At 59.2% G+C, this 18,149-nt stretch carries 14 protein-coding genes; 7 read left to right on the top strand and 7 right to left on the bottom strand.

Features of this window, described 5'->3' with window-relative positions; translation table 11 throughout:
* Positions 1-143: 143 nt before the first annotated feature.
* Both KYE_RS10720 and KYE_RS10715 read right to left on the bottom strand, forming a co-directional pair.
* Positions 144-821 carry a TetR/AcrR family transcriptional regulator gene (locus KYE_RS10720; RefSeq protein ID WP_008173132.1) on the bottom strand — a complete coding sequence of 226 codons (678 nt, stop codon included), beginning with the start codon at positions 819-821 and terminating at the stop codon, positions 144-146.
* Between the two features lie 60 nt (positions 822-881).
* On the bottom strand, positions 882-1,784 hold the full coding sequence (locus KYE_RS10715) for a hypothetical protein (RefSeq protein WP_008173130.1): 903 nt from the start codon (positions 1,782-1,784) through the stop codon (positions 882-884).
* 174 nt (positions 1,785-1,958) lie between these two features.
* Between KYE_RS10715 and KYE_RS10710 the strand changes: the two genes are divergently transcribed.
* Positions 1,959-2,579, top strand: a complete 621-nt coding sequence (locus tag KYE_RS10710) for a riboflavin synthase (protein WP_008173129.1) — start codon at positions 1,959-1,961, stop codon at positions 2,577-2,579.
* Positions 2,580-2,592: 13 nt separating this feature from the next.
* Here KYE_RS10710 and KYE_RS10705 read toward each other — a convergent pair whose 3' ends face one another.
* The 5 genes from KYE_RS10705 to KYE_RS10690 all read right to left on the bottom strand — a co-directional run bounded on the left by KYE_RS10705 (position 2,593) and on the right by KYE_RS10690 (position 11,007).
* A complete protein-coding gene (locus KYE_RS10705) occupies positions 2,593-3,741 on the bottom strand; it encodes a class I SAM-dependent methyltransferase (protein ID WP_008173128.1) in 1,149 nt (382 codons plus the stop codon).
* Between the two features lie 165 nt (positions 3,742-3,906).
* Positions 3,907-4,953, bottom strand: coding sequence for a class I SAM-dependent methyltransferase (locus KYE_RS10700; RefSeq protein ID WP_008173127.1), 1,047 nt, complete (start codon positions 4,951-4,953; stop codon positions 3,907-3,909).
* A gap of 124 nt (positions 4,954-5,077) precedes the next feature.
* Positions 5,078-5,251 carry a hypothetical protein gene (locus KYE_RS21630; RefSeq protein WP_008173126.1) on the bottom strand — a complete coding sequence of 58 codons (174 nt, stop codon included), beginning with the start codon at positions 5,249-5,251 and terminating at the stop codon, positions 5,078-5,080.
* A 120-nt stretch (positions 5,252-5,371) separates the two neighbouring features.
* Positions 5,372-6,055 carry a carbonate dehydratase gene (can, locus tag KYE_RS10695; protein WP_008173125.1) on the bottom strand — a complete coding sequence of 228 codons (684 nt, stop codon included), beginning with the start codon at positions 6,053-6,055 and terminating at the stop codon, positions 5,372-5,374.
* Positions 6,056-6,120: 65 nt separating this feature from the next.
* Positions 6,121-11,007, bottom strand: coding sequence for an NAD-glutamate dehydrogenase (locus KYE_RS10690; protein ID WP_008173124.1), 4,887 nt, complete (start codon positions 11,005-11,007; stop codon positions 6,121-6,123).
* 163 nt (positions 11,008-11,170) lie between these two features.
* Here KYE_RS10690 and KYE_RS10685 point away from each other — a divergent pair, with 163 nt between their 5' ends.
* From KYE_RS10685 to KYE_RS10660, 6 genes are read left to right on the top strand one after another with little or no spacing between them, the layout of a single operon-like run.
* Positions 11,171-12,133, top strand: coding sequence for an AAA family ATPase (locus KYE_RS10685; protein ID WP_008173123.1), 963 nt, complete (start codon positions 11,171-11,173; stop codon positions 12,131-12,133).
* Positions 12,134-12,170: 37 nt separating this feature from the next.
* Entirely contained in the window at positions 12,171-13,112 is a 942-nt protein-coding gene (locus KYE_RS10680) for a DUF58 domain-containing protein (protein ID WP_008173122.1), read from the top strand.
* Positions 13,109-13,579 (top strand): DUF4381 domain-containing protein, encoded by a 471-nt coding sequence (locus KYE_RS10675; protein WP_008173120.1) that lies wholly within the window; start codon positions 13,109-13,111, stop codon positions 13,577-13,579. Before KYE_RS10680 ends, KYE_RS10675 begins: the two co-directional genes overlap by 4 nt.
* Entirely contained in the window at positions 13,573-14,607 is a 1,035-nt protein-coding gene (locus KYE_RS10670) for a vWA domain-containing protein (protein WP_008173118.1), read from the top strand. The genes KYE_RS10675 and KYE_RS10670 overlap by 7 nt, the downstream gene beginning before the upstream one ends.
* A complete protein-coding gene (locus KYE_RS10665) occupies positions 14,597-16,411 on the top strand; it encodes a vWA domain-containing protein (protein WP_008173116.1) in 1,815 nt (604 codons plus the stop codon). Before KYE_RS10670 ends, KYE_RS10665 begins: the two co-directional genes overlap by 11 nt.
* Entirely contained in the window at positions 16,405-18,147 is a 1,743-nt protein-coding gene (locus tag KYE_RS10660; RefSeq protein ID WP_008173110.1) for a BatD family protein, read from the top strand. The genes KYE_RS10665 and KYE_RS10660 overlap by 7 nt, the downstream gene beginning before the upstream one ends.
* Positions 18,148-18,149: the final 2 nt, after the last annotated feature.

The raw sequence follows: 18,149 nt of genomic DNA, 5'->3' as shown, positions 1-18,149 counted from the left end.
TGGCAACAATCTCTCCGCCTTCGCTTTTCAGCTGCAGGCGCTGAAGGGTCAGGTCAATATCGATTCGAACAGATGCGGGGTGCGTCAAAACCGGCCAGGCTCCCTTGGAGGTTAAGAGGGAAGCCTAACCGAGAGAGAGGAATTCAGGCAACCGAGACCTTGCTGCCAGCTGGCGGGATCAGCATGGCGTCTTCGGCCTGCATGCCGGCTGCCAGGAAAGGCACCAGGCGGGCAGCAATTTCCTGGACGGTGGTTTCCACGCCCAACTTGTTCTGAAGAATATCGCGAAGCGCATCGCTGCTGGACATGGTAAACGCCGTTGCCCCCAGCATGAACTGGATACGCCAGTAGCGATCCACCGAGGAAAGCTGAGGCGTTGCTTCCTTGAGCAGGCGCATGAACCGGCTGAAGGGCTCGCTGTACTCTTGCTCAAGGAACTTGCGCAGATGGCCCTGTGACTGGGTATAGGCAAGCCCAAGCAGGCGCATGAAGATCGAGATACCCTTTTCGTTACGCTGGGGCATACGCACCGCACTCTCGGTAAGCGCCCAGAGCGTCTGATTCAAGGTTGGAGGCTTACCGCTGCACCGCTCTTCCAGCTCATCGAACGCGTTTTCCAGTGTGGCGGAAAACGGTGTCAGAAAGCGCGCAAACACCGCATGAATCAGTGCGTTCTTTGAACCAAAGTGGTAATTGACAGCGGCCAGATTTACTTTAGCCTTACTGGTAATCATTCGGAGCGAGGTTTCCGAAAAACCCCGGTCGGCGAACAGCTCTTCGGCTGCATCGAGAATCCGGTCAACGGTATCAGACTGCGCCATTTTGTTATCAATGCCTCTAGCAAACGTCTGTTTGAAACATACGTTTGAAGCGCATCTGTGTCAAGTTCTCGGCTCAGGCTCTGCGGCGACTTCTTCCCACCCCTGATCAATCGCTTCCTGATTACCCTCGAAAAAGGCTTTCTGAACACGGCTGTACGCCTTCTCTGCCTCCAGCAGGTAAATCAGGTAAAGGCGCACGTGCTCCCGGCGAGTCAACTGGCGTGCCAGGACCCGGTTCTCCGACAGTCGCAACAGGTGGCCAAAACGCGTGTTCTTCAGCGCAGGGTTAAAATCCGACATCCTGGCACATTGCCAGATAAGGCCATCAGAGCCCTCCAGGTGGGCAACGTGCTGCCTTGCCTCGCGGAGCATCCGCTGCCGGGTCATAAGCAGATCAAGATAGGAAGGTTTTGTTGTGTAGATTCGGCGCACCGCCGGAATCCCGAGCAGCAGGATGATCACAAACGCACCGAAACCGCCGCCTGCAATCCAGGCTGGCACAAACCCGGTCAGCCCACTCAGAAAGATGGCTGCCGCAATCAAGGCACTGAATAACCAGAGGTCTCGGCCCCGACGCGCCTCGGCCATCGTAAAGTTGTCCGGCCAACCGTTCATCGCCAGCAGCTCAAAGTCCATCAGCAGCACCCGGTCGCATTGACGAAGCATCAACCGGAGTTTGCGTTGCCGGGATTCCGCCAGAATCCTCTCGGGCTTGCTGCTACCAGCGTCCCGATGCTGATCACCGCCCGAGGCTTCTTCGGACCCGGTTGCGGTATCCGGCGCCTGATCAACGGGCAGCGTTTCCGCGCCTTTTGCGGCATCCGCACCTGCAGCCGGCGCAGAAGGCTGGCTTCCCGCCTCCACGGGTGCGGGCACAGGATCGGCCGCCCGACCAGGGCGCAGCACGGGGGCCTGCGCCGGACTGTTTGCCCGGGTGGCGGCCTTACTCTGATTTTCAGCCATGGCAGATTGTCCGAATTCAGGGGTTATGAAGGGTATCGACCATGATGCAGGATACTTGAATGTTTACCCCGGTATACCGACATCAGTCGGGCCTTGGCATCAGTCAGCCCGCTCGCTATCCTTGGCGCACCTGCCGGAAAGGCGCCCCATACCACATTGAATGAGGTCAGGCTTATGTTCACAGGCATTGTCCAGGGCATTGCAACCATTGAAGACGTCACCGCAGAGCCCGGGCTCAGCACTTTTGCCATTCGCCTCCCCGCAGAAAAGGCAGATGGCGTTTCCATCGGCGCCTCGGTGGCAATCAACGGAACCTGCCTGACCGTCACACGCCAGGAAGACAGCGTGCTCTATTTCGATGCCATGCAGGAAACCCTGAGACTTACCACGCTGGGTGAGCTGACTACCGGGGACCAGGTGAATTTCGAGCGCGCCGCCCGCATTGGGGATGAAATTGGTGGCCACCTGCTTTCTGGCCATATACATACGGCGGCCAACATTGTCGAAATACGGCGTACGGAAAACAACGTCACGCTATGGTTTGAGGTGCCCGAGGAATGGGCCCGCTACATCTTCCCCAAAGGCTACATCGCCATCAATGGCGCCAGCCTGACTATTGGCGAGGTACGGGGCAACCGGTTCAACATCCATCTGATCCCGGAGACGCTGCGGGCCACAACCTTTGGGTCCTGTGAAGAGGGCCAGCGGGTGAATATTGAAATAGACAGCCAGACCCAGACCATCGTGGATACCCTGGCCCGGCTCGGGTATGACCGCCCGGCGCCAACATTGTAATCTGACAGGTTATTCAGCGGTTGCCAGCCCGAAACACCACGAACTTGGGGCTGGCGTCCAGCTGCTCCACTGACGAAAAGTACCGGCGCAGGCTTCGGTGATAGCCAAGGTGTCGATTTCCTACCAGGAGCAGGCGACCGCCCGGCCTCAGGTGTTGCGACGCCTGCTCGAATAACCGAAGTGCGATGTGATCACCGACCACACCACCCTCGTGGAACGGCGGGTTCAGTAGTATCAGATCAAAGGCTCCCGGATCGGACTCAATACCATCGCGTTGGGAGAAAGCGGCTTTGGCATCCGGAAAGGCTTTTTCAACATTACGACGGGCACTGAGCACGGCCTGGCTTGAAACATCGCTGAAAACCAACTGCAGATCCCGTCGCTCCGACAGCGCCGCCAGGCCCAATACGCCGTTACCGCAGGCCAGATCAAGCACCGAATCGCCAGCCCTGGCCGTCGACACCTCGTTGACCACATGTGGCAACATCAGGCGGGTGCCGATATCCAGCTTTTCCCGGGCAAACACCGCCGGCAATGCCTCTATGCCCACATCACCTTTTCGGTCGCCCAATCGGTAACCTTTCCAGGTCGCTGACCAATCCGCGAGAGTCGCAGCGCCCCTGTTACATCGAATCACCCGCGCTTTCTTTCGCGCCGGCAGCACCTGCTCTGTCCGTACAGCTTCGGCGAACACATCAACGCTTCTTGCCGGTAGATGCTTGATCATGCCGCCTGCCAGCAACACGCCGGAATCCGCCATCACGCGATTGAGCCAGCGCAGCAACCAGGCCAGATAGTCGGCCTGGCGGGGTATTCTCAATACCACCAGGTCAAACGGGCCCTCGGGCGCATTAATCCAGCTGAAAACAGATTCAGGTGGCGTGACTTCCGGATTCAAAGAAGCATTATGTGCCAGGGCAGCTGGCAACACAGCACTGTCGGCCACCACGGTCGGAGAGAGCGCTGCCAGCCCCAGTGAAAGAGCCCCGAACTGATCATCCACCACCAGAACACGGGGCTCACCCAGGGCTGCCGCCGCGCAAATGGCTTCCTCAAGCAGAAGCTCGTCCGCCGCATCCCATGCCCTCAGCGTCGGATCACCAGTGCCTGGCCGGGCAAGAATCAGTGAGCCTCCGGAGAAATCAAGTTGGGCGGTTGTCATTTCGGGCATGCTGGAGGCCTTTTGTCACAAAAGCGCCATTCTAGGCTGTTTATTCTAGAAATTAACCCTAACGTGGAAGGTGTTCACGCTGAACATCCCTTTTCCGGTTGGCTCCGTTGTTCTGGACGCGAACCTCTTGCCCCTCACCCCAGGGGCTTTTTTCGTTCAGGAACGTCGAAAAGCGCGATAAACGGTAAAACGCTGATTCTCCCGCAATCGTTCAACCGGGCCGATACAGCGCTTCATCAATGGCTCGTAGGGCAGAAAACTGTTCGCCACCAGGCGCACCTCACCACCCGGCGCCAGATGGCGCACTACCTCCCGAAGAAAACGCTCAGTCATCGACAGGTCTGTTCTGACACCAGAGTGAAAGGGTGGATTACTGAGAATAACGGGCCATGAACCCTCGATGCCCGGAAGGCCGTCCGAAGCCATGATCCGCCCGGAAACGCCATTGCGCTCATAGGTGGCCCTTGCACAGATAACGGCCTGGGACTGAACATCAATCCCGTCGATCGTCAGCCGGGGAAGGTCCTGCCGCTCTTGCCAGCGATGGAGCCAGGCACCGAGGACACCCGCACCACAGGCAAAATCCAGAACCGGGCCAGACCGCAGAGGCGCCCTGTCCAGCGTTTCCATCAGCAAGCGGGTACCGTCGTCCAGCTCACCAAGACTGAAAATACCGGGCAGTCCGGCAACATCCAGGTGAACCGACTGGCAGTCAATCCCGGTCCAGGTCATCCACTCCCGAAGCGAGAATTCTGGAAGAGGTTCGATATTCTCAGCACACCAGACCTGGCAATGCCGGGCGCTATCGGTCTTGGTAGCCTGCGGCGCCACGGCCTTGAGTTGTTTCACGGCCCCGGCAATGCCTTCTTTCTTCTCACCTACCAGCACCAGTCGAGCGCGGGGTGCTGCCAGCCAGCGTGCCAGGGCAAGACGCAGGTCAAGCTCCGCCCGGGCCTTGGGAAGAAAAACCACGAGTGTGTCAAAGGTATCGGCAGCCAGAGCAGGATCGTCGTAGCCAAAACAGATCTGCCAGCCGTCGCGCCCGCTGAGTGAGGCACACACACCGGCATGCTCACTCATTGCCATACCGCCAGCGGGCAAATCCGTCAGCAGCTCACCAGCGGATACGCCCAAAAGGGCCAGCCTCCCCTGCACAAGGTGGCGGTTTCGCAACAGGACTTCATGGGAATTGGGCAATGACATTGATGGGCTTATCCCGAGTGGGTAGTTCAAAGACGGGATATGCTAACCGGAATGAGCCCTCGCGTCTCCCTTGAAAGACGGAGACCGGAGGGCCTTCAGAGAGGAAATACCATCAAATCTTCAATCACTTGTAACGGGCAACCGTTCCAACCCTCAGGGCGTCCTCCGGTGACATACCCCAGTCCTCAGCCTGACCGGCATCAGACGATTTCCGCCCCCGACCCCGTGACTCCGCGCTGGCCGTGGCATCTTTCCTCTGGTTCAGAACTGTCAGGGCTTTTTGCATCAATTCTTTCATGGTCACACTCCTCGCTTACTGCAGTATCTACTCTAGCAAAGCAGGAGGTGACCAACTGTGATGACGCCGAGGGTCAGGAAGTGACGCCCTTCACGAATTTTTGACGCAATTTTACATTCTTCACTGCATGATTTTCTGGCGTCCAGAGCGTACCGGCCTCTGAACCAGCTCATCGATGCTGTTCTGCCGTACCCGCTCACGATCTTCCTCGCAGGCTACCGACAACCCCATATCCCGCAGAACCCCATCCGAGACATCGTAGACAAAGCCATGAACCGTGAGCGGCTGACCCCGCCGCCAGGCTTCCTGAACAATGCTGTTCTGGCAAACATGCCCCACCTGCTCAACCACGTTGAGTTCGCACAGACGGTCGACCCGATCCTGAACGCCCGGCAGGGCATCGAGTACTTGCTGATGCCGGTCACGGACATCCTGAACGTGTCGAAGCCAGTTGCTGATCAGTCCAAATCCTTCATTGAGCAATGCCGCCCTGACGCCGCCACAGCCATAGTGGCCAACCACCAGGACATGTTTGACCTTCAATACTTCGATGGCGAACTGCAGTACCGACAGACAGTTAAAATCCGTGTGGACAACCACGTTGGCCACGTTCCGGTGAACAAAAAGCTCCCCCGGCAGAAGATCGACGATCTGGTTGGCGGGCACGCGGCTGTCTGCGCAACCAATCCACAGGTATTCCGGTGCCTGCTGATTCGACAGGCGGGTAAAAAACTGCGGATCCTGGGCCTTGATACCGTCTGCCCAGGCCCGGTTTTTTTCCAGAAGATGGTCAAGCTGACCCATTATCCCACTCCGTTTGATGATTCCCGTCCGGCGATTGAACGGGAATACGCATCCCAAAGCAATACTCAGTTGGTCTGCACTTCCACCTCCGCATGAGGCTGATGCATGGTGCTCTGGGCCAGATCCAGCAACTCACGCAGGGCCACAGAGAACATGGCGTACTCCGGCTCCCGCACACCCTTGAGCTCGGAAAGCATGGATTTCCAGCGGTCGATCATCTGCTGATGGCGGGACAGCCACGCCTCCACGCAGGCCGGCACGTCTTCCGGCTTGTCTGCCAGCTTCAAGACACCGGTGGTTAGCGCCCGCTGCTGCCAGTCGAGATCTTCCCGGAAACTTTCCCGGGCCAGGGCCTGCCAGTGTGAGCCGGGCTGCAGCGATGCAATGGCGCTCGCGAACCAGTTCAGATCCAGGCGGTCACCCAGCTCATAGTAGAGATTGGCCACCGTCTTCAGTGGCATGCCAGAGGCTTCGTGGGCCTCGATGATACCCAGAGACGAGTACAGGTGGCCGGTACCCGAAACCACGGACGCCAGCTCTGATGGCAGCCCGGCATCCACCAGAGCCTGATGCCGTTTCTCCCAGGTGGTTTTCGCCTGATCACCAAGATACTCGGGCAGCCCCGCTGTAATCGCCCAGACGCTGTCGGCAAAGCGCTCCATGTGGTGCTGAATGCTCAGCTCCGCCCGACGGTTGCGTAACAGCCAGCGCACCGAACGGCGCATCAGGCGCATCAGGTCCTGCATCAGCTCCATCTGTAGCTGGGCTGAGACATGGAAATCCAGGGCTTCAATCCTGTCCCACCAGTTATCAATGCGGAACACGTCACGGGCGATAATCCAGGCCAGAGCAATAGAGGCGGCATCGGCACCCGTAGACTGGTTCAAACGCTCCACAAAGGTAATACCCATGTGGTTGACCATGTCGTTGGCAATCTGTGTCGCGATGATTTCACGCCGCAGCTGATGCTCTCCCAGCTCCTTCGAGAATTTCTGGGTCAGATCCCTGGGAAACACCTTGTACATTTCACCGGCCAGAAGGGGATCGTCAGGCAGGGTGCTGTCGATCAGGGTCTGCTTCAGGTCGCCCTTCACATAGGAAATGAGTACCGACAGTTCCGGCCGGGTCAGCCCTTTCTTGTCCAGCTTGCGCTCGGACAGGGTCTCGTCATCGGGCAGGAACTCCAGGGCACGATTGAGCTTGCCCTCGCTCTCAAAGGTATTCATCAGCCGGCGATACTCTTCCAGCCGGCTCGCCGCATCCTCGCTGGCAATACTGATGGCCTGGGTCTGACGGTAGTTGTTCTTGAGCACCAACTCCGCGACGTCATCGGTCATCTCCTCAAGCATGATGTTGCGCTGCTTGTTGGTGAGATCACCCATGGCAACGGCCCGGTTGAGCAGGATCTTCATGTTGACCTCGTGGTCAGAACAATCCACACCGCCGGAGTTGTCGATAAAGTCCGTGTTCAGGCGTCCGCCCTTGAGCGCAAACTCAATGCGACCGAGCTGGGTAAGCCCAAGGTTGCCGCCCTCACCGACCACCTTGCAGCGAAGATCCGAACCGTTGATCCGCAGACCGTCGTTGGCCTTGTCGCCCACATCACTGTGGGATTCACTGGCGGCCTTCACATAGGTGCCAATGCCACCGACCCAGAGCAGGTCGACCTGTGCCTTGAGGATATGCGAGATCAGCATGTTTGGTGGCACCCGATCCGATTTGATACCCAGCAGTTTCTTCATTTCCGGGCTGACCGGGATAGATTTCGAATTCCGGCTGAAAACCCCGCCTCCCTTGGAAATCAGCTTGCTGTCGTAATCGGTCCAGGCGGATCGCGGAAGTCCGAACAGACGCATACGTTCCTTGTAGCTCTTCTCCGGATCCGGTGAAGGGTCGACAAAGATATGCACGTGGTTGAAAGCAGCGACCAGCTTGGTCTTCTCTGAGCACAACATGCCATTGCCGAAGACATCACCACCCATGTCGCCAATGCCGATGGCGGTGAACTCATCCAGCCCGGGGTTGATGCCCATTTCCCGGAAATGCCGCTCTACAGAGACCCAGGCACCCCGGGCCGTGATGCCCATTTTCTTGTGGTCGTAACCATTGCTTCCGCCGGAGGCGAAGGCATCGCCCATCCAGAAACCGTATTCCGAGGCCAGACCATTGGCGATGTCCGAGAAGGTTGCCGTACCCTTGTCAGCCGCCACAACCAGGTAATGGTCGTCGTCGTCATGACGGATCACCCGTTCCGGCGGCGCAATGCCGGCATCCACCAGATTGTCGGTGATATCCAGCAACCCCCGGATAAATGTCTTATAGGCTTCGATGCCCTCGGCCTGGAAAGCCTCCCTGTCCGACGGATCCGGCAGGCGCTTGGCCACAAAGCCACCTTTGGCGCCGACCGGCACGATAACCGCATTCTTGACCTGCTGGGCCTTGACCAGCCCCAGAATCTCGGTGCGGTAATCCTCAAACCGGTCTGACCAGCGCAAGCCGCCGCGGGCGACCTTGCCACCCCGCAGGTGTACGCCTTCGACGCGCGGCGAGTACACGAAAATCTCGAACATCGGCATCGGAAGGGGCATGTCCGGGATCCGGGCAGGATCGAACTTCACGCTGATGTAGGGCTTGGGGCCGCCAGCCTCGTCTGTTTGATAGTAGTTGGTACGCAGGGTCGCCTGCATGAGCTCCAGGTAGAGTCGAAGCACCCGGTCTTCACTCAGATTCTCAACGTCTTCGAGGCCGGCATTGAATTCGATCTCCAGCTTCTGCTGGGCTGCCTCACTCTTCCCGGGGCTCTGGTAACGCTCCGGATTGAAACGTATTTCGAAAAATTCCAGCAGCAGGCGGGTCAGTTCAACGTGGTTCACCAGCGTGTTGGAGATAAAGGTCTGACTGTTGGAAAAGCGTATCTGGCGCATATACCGGGCGTAGGTCCGCAACAGCGCGATTTCCCGCCAGCTCATGTAGGAAGAGAGCAGCATCCGGTTGAAGGCGTCGTTTTCCGCTTCTCCGTACCACACCCGGCGGAACAGCTCCTCAAAGATCGGACGGATACGATGAATATCGACAACAGTCCCCTGGTGAGCCTGGAGCGTGAAGTCGTGAATCCACACCGTTTTGTTGTGCCGGTCGATGACCTCGAAGGGGTGTTCGCCGATAACCCGGAAGCCGAGGTTGTCGAAGATCGGCATCACATCGGAAAGCGGCAACGGTTCGTCCGGGTAGAAAAGCTTGAAATGCAGCGTGCTCTCGTCTTCTTCCAGAGCCCGGTAGAAGCTCATGGCAAGGTCATGATTGTTCGCCGATGAAGCGATATGCTCCAGATCGATCGCCGCTCGCCTTGGCGAGAACATATCGGTGTAGCTGGCCGGAAAACCGCCCGCCCACAAGCGATAGAGCTCATTGCCCTGCTCTTCGCCCCAGGCCTCACTCAGGGCTTCAGACAACCCATCACGCCAGGACTGGGCAAGCTCGATAACCTTTTCCCGGATCTCCTCCATGGGCAGTTGGCGGTTCTCGACCTGGGGTACCCGAATGGTGAACTGGACCCGCGCAAGGACCGACTCGGAAAAGTGGGTGACAAACTCGACGTCTTCCGCTCCCAACCGGTCAACCAGCACCTGCTCGACTTTCAGCCGTAGTTCGGTGTTGTAGATGTCCCTCGGAAAAAACGCCAGGCAGGTCACGAACTGGCCATAAACGTCTTCCCTCAGGAACAATTCGATCCGGCGACGCTCCTGGATGTACAGGATACTTTTGGCCACCTTGAGCAGCTCGTCCTGCTCGATCTGGAACAGTTCGTCCCGGGGATACACTGTCAGGATCTGCTCGAGTTCTTTACCGGCGTAGTCGTCACGCAGAAAACCGGACCGTTTCATCACGCTCTGAAATTTACGGCGCAGCAGGGGAATCTCGTCCGGCCGTTCGTTATAGACACGGGCGGTGTAAAGGCCCAGGAACCGCCGTTCACCGACCACCTCGCCTTTGCTGTTGAATTTCTTGACTGCGATGTAGTCCGGGTAGGCGGGCCGATGCACCCGCGAGCGCTGGGCCGATTTGGCGAAGATGAAAATATCATCGCTTCGGGTCATCTCGTGGCGCGTGCGCTGCGGCAGTTCGTTCAGGCGAACCCGGTCCGGGCGCTCGTTATTGACCCGGAGGATACCCAGTTCGGAATTCTCTACCCGACGCACCACCATGCCACTCTTGTCCTTGGCAAAGTCGTACTCATCGTAGCCAAGGAACGTAAAATGGTCCCGGGCGAGCCATTCCAGAAACGCCCTGGCCTCTTCTTTCTGCTCCTCGTTAATGCCCGCCGTGGTGTTGTCCAGCTCACCGAGAATCTCGTTCACTTTCTCGGTAACTACCGGGAAGTCGCTGACAGCGATCCGCACCTCATGAAGCACGTTCTGCAGGGTATCTTCCAGATCACGGAGATCCTCGGGATTACTGTGCCGATCAATCTCGAGGACAATGAACGCCTCGTAGTCCGAACCGGAGGCTTTCTTTTTAGACGTGTGCAGCTTCTCGAGTTTGCCATTCTGGTCGCGGTTCACCTGCAGGATCGAGTGCTGGATAGAATGGGTACCGATCTCCCGGTGGTTGATCGCAATGCGCAGGGAATCGATCAGAAACGGAATGTTCGGATGCAGGATAAAAACAACGGTGTGGGTCGATTGCCAACCGTCACTCTCCAGGTCGGGGTTGAAAACAGCAACCGGAGTTTCCTCGGCAGACCGCTTCTGCAGAAACTGCCAGGCGGCCAGAACGGCGCCGTAGGTATCCGCAAATCGTCGACTGACCAACTCTTCAAGGGGAATATGAGCATAATGCTGCTTGGCAAATTCGCTGATTTTCTTGGCTTCGGTTTTGGAAATCTTCTTAGCGAAAGCGTCAGCCAACTGTTCAAAGAATTGATCCTTGCTGGCCACTGTCAGCGCATTCATGGTCGACCTCAGTTAGTGTGAAATAAACGTAATCGGCGTATCGTCACATAAGCATAGTCAAACCCTTGATTTTTGCCGGCCAGACGCCAAAACTTCGGCAACTACCTACGCACGATACGGGTTTCTCCGGAAAATCCTCAGATACAGAGAGCAGTCATTTCCAATGTCGCTACAGCATACGTTCGGTGAGTTACGGGAACAGTTAGCCAAACGGATAATCGGGCAGGAAAAACTGGTGGATCGTCTGCTGATCGCGCTTCTTGCCGACGGCCACCTGCTTGTAGAAGGCGCCCCGGGGCTGGCAAAAACCACGGCGATCAAGGCGCTTGCCGACCATCTGGAAGGCGACTTTCACAGAATCCAGTTTACGCCAGACCTGCTGCCCTCAGACGTTATGGGCAGTGAAATCTACCGCCCGGAAACCGGGCAGTTCGAATTCCAGCGCGGCCCCATCTTCCACAACCTGGTGCTTGCGGATGAAATCAACCGTGCGCCTGCCAAGGTGCAGTCTGCCCTTCTCGAGGCCATGGGTGAACGCCAGATCAGCGTCGGGATGCGCACGTTTCCGCTGGACCGGCTGTTCCTGGTGATGGCCACCCAGAATCCCATTGAGCAGGAAGGTACCTACCCGCTGCCCGAAGCCCAGCTGGACCGCTTTCTGATGCACGTGGTTATCCACTACCCGTCGGCGGAAGCGGAGAAGGCCATCCTGCAACTGGCCCGTAACGATTATCGTCACGGCCTTCCGAAAACGGACCTTCGCCTGACGCCAGACCAGGTGTTTGATGCCCGCGCGGAAGTCGCGAACATCTACATGGCGGAACCCGTAGAGCAATATTTGTTGGCCCTGGTGCTGGCAACCCGCGACCCGGCGGCACTGGACCCGGAACTGGCCCGGTGGACAGCCTTCGGCGCCAGCCCCCGTGGCACCATCGCCCTGGACCGCTGCGCCCGGGCGTTGGCCTGGCTAGACGGCCGGGATTACGTAACACCCGACGATGTCCGAGCCATGGCCTTCGATGTGCTACGACACCGCATCCTCCTCACGTTCGAAGCAGAGGCCGAAGGCATGACCGCTGACACGGTTATCGAACGGCTGATCGAACGTGTTCCGGTGAGCGCCTGAAGCCATCGACGGAAGCAAGACACGGGAGCCGTCAGGCATGGGCAACACCGACGCAATAACGCACATCGGCCTACCGGATCTGATCCGCCTGCAGGCAGACGCACGGGCACTGAAACTGCCCTCTGCCCGCCCGGTTCGGACGCGTCAGGCCGGCTTGCAGCGCTCGCCGCAACGCGGCCGGGGCATGGCGTTTGCCGAGGTACGGTTGTACCAGCCCGGGGACGACATCCGTAGCATCGACTGGCGGGTAACGGCGCGGCGTCAGGAGCCCCATACCAAGCTTTATGAGGAGGAACGGGAACGGCCCGTTCTTCTTCTTTGCGATCTCGGCCCAAGCCTGTTTTTTGCCAGTACCGGCGCCTTCAAGCAGGTTCGTTGCGCACAGATCGCCTCCATTCTGGCCTGGCTGGCACTCTGGTCGGGCGATCAGGTAGGTGGCATTGTCTTTAACGACGAGGCCCTGAGAGTGCTTCGCCCGGCGCGGCGGAAGAAATCAGTGCTGCGACTGCTGGATACTCTCGATGAACTGCAAAGAAGGGATAATCGAGGGCCGGAACAAAACGAGCCGTCCGGCCAGAGCCGCCTGGACATGGCACTGACCGAGGCTCGCAGGGTGGCCCATACCGGTAGCCGGATTTTCGTGATCAGCGATTTCCTGGATATCTCAGAGGAGACGGGCACCCTGCTCGGCGCGCTCGCCCGCCATAACGGCGTTAGCGCCCTGAGGATCGTGGATCCATTGGAAAAAGAGTTGCCGAAAAGCGGACGCTTTGCGGTGGCCGGCCCGGACGGACCGGTGTGGTTCGATGCCGGAAACCTCCGGTTCCAGAAGGCCTGGCACGAGAAAGTCACCAACCATGAACACCGGCTGGCAGAGTGTTTCCGTACCTCCGGCGTTACCATGGCAGAAGTGTCCACGGCGAATGACCCCGCAGCGACCCTCAAATTGCTGCTGGGACCCGGAGGCCGCATAGGATGAACCCGCAGGATCCACTCAGCCAGCTTCGGGACATTCACCTGCCTGAAACAGGGGGCCTCTGGCCTCCGGCGCCAGGTTGGTGGGTATTGGCCATTTTGCTCATTGCTGTGCTTGCTGCCCTGGTCTGGCTGTTTATCCGGCGGAGACAAAGAAACCGGTGGTTCCGCTCCGCTCGGGCCGAACTCGCCAGACTGGAACGATCAGCAGCCACGACCCCCGCGTGGTTCACACAACTGAACACCCTGCTGAAGCAGGCCGCCCGCGAGCGCTACCCGGAACAGCACCCGGAAGCGCTGACCGGCGATGCCTGGGTGGAATTCCTGTTAAAGACCGCCCCGAAGGACCGGGTTGCGTCCAGACCGGTCGCCGAAGCGCTGGTTCACAGTGCCTGGCGACCTGAGGTTTCAACCAAGCCGGCCGACGCCCTGGCGTTCGCCCGTTTGTGGCTGGGAGGTCAGAAATGCTGAATCTCGCCTGGCCCTGGGCTCTGGTTCTGGTTCTGGTGCTCTTGCCCCTGATTCTCAAATGGCGCAAGCCCGGAGCGCAATCGGTCGACGCGCCCGTGTTGCCGGTTGGCCACTGGCTGTCGGACCTGCCCGGTGTCAGTCGTCGTGGCAATGCCGTACCGCTCTGGCAGCAACTGTTGCTGTTCCTGATGTGGACGCTTCTGGTGGTTGCTCTGGCACGGCCGCAGCATGTGGGCGAGCAGGTCCAGATGCCCGTTTCCGGCCGGGATCTCATGCTGGTCGTCGACATCTCCCCCAGCATGGATGAACAGGATATGGTCCTTCAGGGCCGGAGTATTAATCGATTGCAGGCGGTCAAGCGCGTGCTTGATGACTTTATCTCCCGCCGCCAGGGTGACCGGTTAGGTCTGATCCTGTTCGGCACCGAGCCCTACGTACAGGCGCCGCTCACCTTCGATCTGGAGACGGTCAGAACCCTGATGCGTGAGGCGGGCCTTGGCATGGCCGGGCGCGCCACGGCCATTGGCGACGCCGTGGGCCTGGCAACGAAACGCCTGAGAAACCGGCCCCAGGATCAGCGCGTTGTGGTCCTGCTGACTGATGGCGCCAATACTGCGGGCGAAATCACCCCAGACAAAGCTACCGAAATCGCCGCGGCCGCCAGCATTCGCCTGTACACCATTGGTATTGGCGCCGAGTCCATGGTCCAGCGTGGGCTGCTGGGTTCGCGCCGGGTCAACCCATCCAGGGATCTGGACGAAAACCTGCTAACCCGCATGGCCCAGCAGACCGGCGGGGAGTATTTCCGGGCGCGCAGCCTGCCCGAGCTGGAGCTTATCTACGAGAGCATTGATCGACTGGAACCGATCGAGCTTGAAGGCAAGTTCTATCGGCCGGTAACCGAGCTCTATGTCTGGCCTGCCGGGCTCGCGGTCATTCTGTGGCTGGCGCTGTTCCTCGTCCGCCACGGGCGGGAACTTGTTGCTGAAACCCGCCGGAGCAAGGAGGAGGAAACGCATGTGGGCTGACTTCCATTTCCTGCGCCCGCTCTGGCTGCTGTTAATCCTGCTGATACCGATACTGTATCTTGCATTCCGGCAACTCCGCATGGGCGACAGCGGATGGTCCCGGCTTATTCCGGCCCGCCTGCTCTCGCCCCTGATTCGTCACAACGGCAGCTCGGGCCAGTCGAACAAGTCACCTCTGGTTCCGGCCTCTTTGGCTCTGATCATTCTGTCCCTGGCCCTGGCCGGACCGGCCTGGCGGGAGGCACCGACACCGCTGAAACAACCCGGCGACAGCCTCGTGATCGCACTGGACCTTTCACTGTCCATGCTGGCAACGGACGTGGAACCTGATCGACTGACCCGGGCCAAACGGAAGATCCGGGATATTCTCGAACTTCGGGAAGGCAGCCTGACCGGCCTGCTCGTCTTTTCCGGCGATGCCCACGTGGTGACACCGCTGACCGATGATGGCCGTACGATTGAGGGCATGCTCAACGTGCTGGACCCGGTGATCATGCCGGCGACAGGCAACCGGGCCGATCTCGCCGTTGCCCGCGCAAAGGCATTGCTGGAACAAGGCGCACCGGGCGAAGGTCGCATCCTGTTAATCACGGACAGCATCAATGACGACTACGAAGGTACCATTCGGGACACGCTTTCCGGCACCGGATACGCGCTCAATACCCTGGTCGTCGGCACCGAGAACGGAGGCCCCATTCCCCTCGCCCGGCGCGGTTTCATAAGGGAGAACGGCGACATTGTCATCAGTCGTGCTGAACCCGAAGCGCTGGCGGCACTCGCCCGCAGCAGCGGCGGCCAGAGCCATGAGCTGACCCTGGACGACACCGATATTGAAGCGCTCGACCTGAGCCCGCGGGACAGTGACGACTGGCAGGATTCCGAGGACGGCCTGACGGTCAATCGCTGGCAGGATGACGGTTACTGGTTGCTCTGGCTCGCGCTGCCGCTGGTTTTGGTGGGGTGGCGCCGGGGGGCTCTCAGTGCGCTTGCTTTGATCCTGCTGCCGGTCTGGCCGCAGCCGGCAGCCGCCATAAGCTGGGAAGAACTCTGGCAGAGGGAAGATCAGCGAGCTCCCGCCTTGATTCAGGACAACCCGGAATCAGCCGCCCGCCAGCTTGAAGACCCGGAATGGCGGGGCTCTGCGCTCTATCGTTCCGGCAAGTTCGACAGCGCCGCCGAAGCGTTTGCGCGCAATCAGGGTCCCCGTGCCAGTTACAACCGGGGCAATGCCCTGGCCCGTGCCGGAAAACTGGAAGAGGCCCTGGCTGCCTATGATGCGGCGCTGAACGCAGCGCCCGACATGGAAGACGCCCTTCACAACCGGAGAATTGTCGAGGAACTTCTGAATCAAAAACAGCAGAACCAGAACGGCAATCAGGATAACAACCAACAGGATTCCCGGGACTCCCAGGGCGACGGCAGTAATCAGCAACAAAACCGTCAGGACCAGAACGGAAACAGTGAAAGCGAGAATCCCGGCAGTCAGGGGAACAGTCGGCAGCAGAACCCGGAAAACAACGAGTCTTCTTCCGACACGGAGAATCAGCAAGGCGGCCAGACGGCTGAACAGAATCAACAGCAGGCGGGCGAGCGCGGAGATCCCGAGCAGGCTTCCGGGGAGCAGGAAACCCCGTCCGGCCAGTCCCCGGCACCCGCCCCTATCTCTGAAACGCCGCTGACCCAGAGCCAGGAGCAGTGGCTCAGGCGCGTCCCTGACAATCCGGGCGGATTATTACAGCGCAAGTTCCTGCAGCAGTATGAACAACGCCAGACTCCATCCGATGAGGGCGATACACCATGGTAAAACGGCTGATTACACCCGCCGTCTGTCTTTTTCTGCTGACGGCACTCTTAACAGTAATCTGGCTGCCGGCCCAGGCACAGACACAGTCACAGCAACTGACGGTCGAGCCCGACCGGACCCGCCTTTACGAGGGTGAGGTCCTCACACTGACCGTGAAGGGCAGCATGGAGATCGATATCAACCTGGGCAACCTGTTTGACTTCGACATGTCCAACCTGCCCAAGCCGGATATCGAGAAAGTGGAACCGGATTTCGAGATTCTGGCCCAGAACCAGCAATACAGTATCCGCACCGTGAACAACCAGATGGTGGGCGAGATTACCTGGACCTACCAGCTCGCACCCAAAACCACCGGCAAGCTGACCATCCCGGCGCTCACTTTTAAAGGGGCAGTGTCAGAGCCGGTAACGGTGGAAGTGGTGGATGGCTCACCCCCGGATCAGGCCGCACCCGGCCGCGACAGCTTTATCGAGCTGTCTGCCGACAAAGATGAAGTGTATGTGCAGGAGCAGTTGATTCTGACCGTTCGGCTTTTCTTCCGGGGCAACCTTATTCGTGGAGAGCTGTCCGAGCCGACCCATCCCCATGTCATCATTGAATCCCTGGGCCGGCAGCAGGAATTCTCCCGCTATCGCAACGGTGTGAGATACCGTGTTGTGGAACGCCGGTATGCGCTATTCCCCCAGCGAGCGGGGACCCTCAACCTTCCTCCAGTGCGTTTCGAGGGCCAGGCAAGAGACGCTTCCGGTAGCCTCCGTTTTCTGCGGGACAGCGAGGAGCTGTTTGAGGTGCCGGTCAAGGATGTACCACCACAATTCAGTGGTAAAACGTGGTTACCGGCAACCGGCGTAGCGCTTGAAGAGTCCGGGCTTCCGCCGTCTCTGGAAGTCGCCACCGGCGAAAACATTACCCGCGAAATCCGGCTGACGGCAGCGGGACTGCCCGCGGAGGCCCTGCCGCCCTTGCCTGATGCCGTACCAGACGGGTTGAGAAGTTATCCCGAAGAGCCGGAACGTCAGACCGAAACCACACCCGCTGGCCTCACATCCTCACTGAACCAGTCCGTAGCTCTGGTGCCTGTTGAGGCTGGGCAGATGACCCTGCCTGCCATTCGCATTCACTGGTGGGACACGGAAGCGGACCGCGAACGTGTTGCCGTGATACCGGAGAAAACACTGACCGTAAAAGACCCGAATGCCGTTGCCGCCGGCGAACCGCCGCAAGACGCTGATGTAGAGTCGGCCCCGGAACCGGACGTTGCCGCCACTGAAGCATCGGTTGAAACCGCCTCGGCCGAAACCGGGCTCTGGCAGTGGCTCAGCCTGGTGTTGGGGCTTCTCTGGGCCGGCACCCTGTTGGCATGGTGGTGGTCACGCAAAAGCCAGACAGTCACGCCGATCTCGACCGACGACAGGCATGAAGATGCTGCCTTCGACCGTCTGATCAAGGCCGTGAGGGATGGCAGAGCAGTAACACCGGAACTTCTGGTGGAATGGGCAAACCTGCACGCCCCCGGCCACGGCTTCCGTTCGGCGGCCGACGTTGTCGATCATTTTGGCGACGAGACACTGGCAACGGAACTCAGACGGCTCCAGGCCAGGCTCTTTGCGCCCGGCCACGAGAACGACACCTGGGATGGTCGGCCATTGGCAAGGGCTCTTGAGCAGCTCCGGAAGCACAGGCGGTCGCAAACCAGCGCGGACCTGCCTCCGCTCTACCCAAAAGGCCTGTCCTGAAG

Source organism: Marinobacter manganoxydans MnI7-9 (assembly GCF_000235625.1).
GTDB lineage: Bacteria > Pseudomonadota > Gammaproteobacteria > Pseudomonadales > Oleiphilaceae > Marinobacter > Marinobacter manganoxydans.
This window is presented reverse-complemented; position numbering and strand designations above follow the sequence as displayed.

Bases quoted from the DNA above. Each gene is read 5' to 3' on its own strand.
- KYE_RS10675 (WP_008173120.1), top strand. From the start codon at position 13,109: ATGAACCCGCAGGATCCACTCAGCCAGCTTCGGGACATTCACCTGCCT.
- KYE_RS10705 (WP_008173128.1), bottom strand. From the start codon at position 3,741: ATGACAACCGCCCAACTTGATTTCTCCGGAGGCTCACTGATTCTTGCC.
- KYE_RS10685 (WP_008173123.1), top strand. From the start codon at position 11,171: ATGTCGCTACAGCATACGTTCGGTGAGTTACGGGAACAGTTAGCCAAA.
- KYE_RS10670 (WP_008173118.1), top strand. From the start codon at position 13,573: ATGCTGAATCTCGCCTGGCCCTGGGCTCTGGTTCTGGTTCTGGTGCTC.
- KYE_RS21630 (WP_008173126.1), bottom strand. From the start codon at position 5,251: ATGAAAGAATTGATGCAAAAAGCCCTGACAGTTCTGAACCAGAGGAAA.
- can (WP_008173125.1), bottom strand. From the start codon at position 6,055: ATGGGTCAGCTTGACCATCTTCTGGAAAAAAACCGGGCCTGGGCAGAC.
- KYE_RS10715 (WP_008173130.1), bottom strand. From the start codon at position 1,784: ATGGCTGAAAATCAGAGTAAGGCCGCCACCCGGGCAAACAGTCCGGCG.
- KYE_RS10720 (WP_008173132.1), bottom strand. From the start codon at position 821: ATGGCGCAGTCTGATACCGTTGACCGGATTCTCGATGCAGCCGAAGAG.
- KYE_RS10710 (WP_008173129.1), top strand. From the start codon at position 1,959: ATGTTCACAGGCATTGTCCAGGGCATTGCAACCATTGAAGACGTCACC.
- KYE_RS10690 (WP_008173124.1), bottom strand. From the start codon at position 11,007: ATGAATGCGCTGACAGTGGCCAGCAAGGATCAATTCTTTGAACAGTTG.
- KYE_RS10660 (WP_008173110.1), top strand. From the start codon at position 16,405: ATGGTAAAACGGCTGATTACACCCGCCGTCTGTCTTTTTCTGCTGACG.
- KYE_RS10700 (WP_008173127.1), bottom strand. From the start codon at position 4,953: ATGTCATTGCCCAATTCCCATGAAGTCCTGTTGCGAAACCGCCACCTT.
- KYE_RS10665 (WP_008173116.1), top strand. From the start codon at position 14,597: ATGTGGGCTGACTTCCATTTCCTGCGCCCGCTCTGGCTGCTGTTAATC.
- KYE_RS10680 (WP_008173122.1), top strand. From the start codon at position 12,171: ATGGGCAACACCGACGCAATAACGCACATCGGCCTACCGGATCTGATC.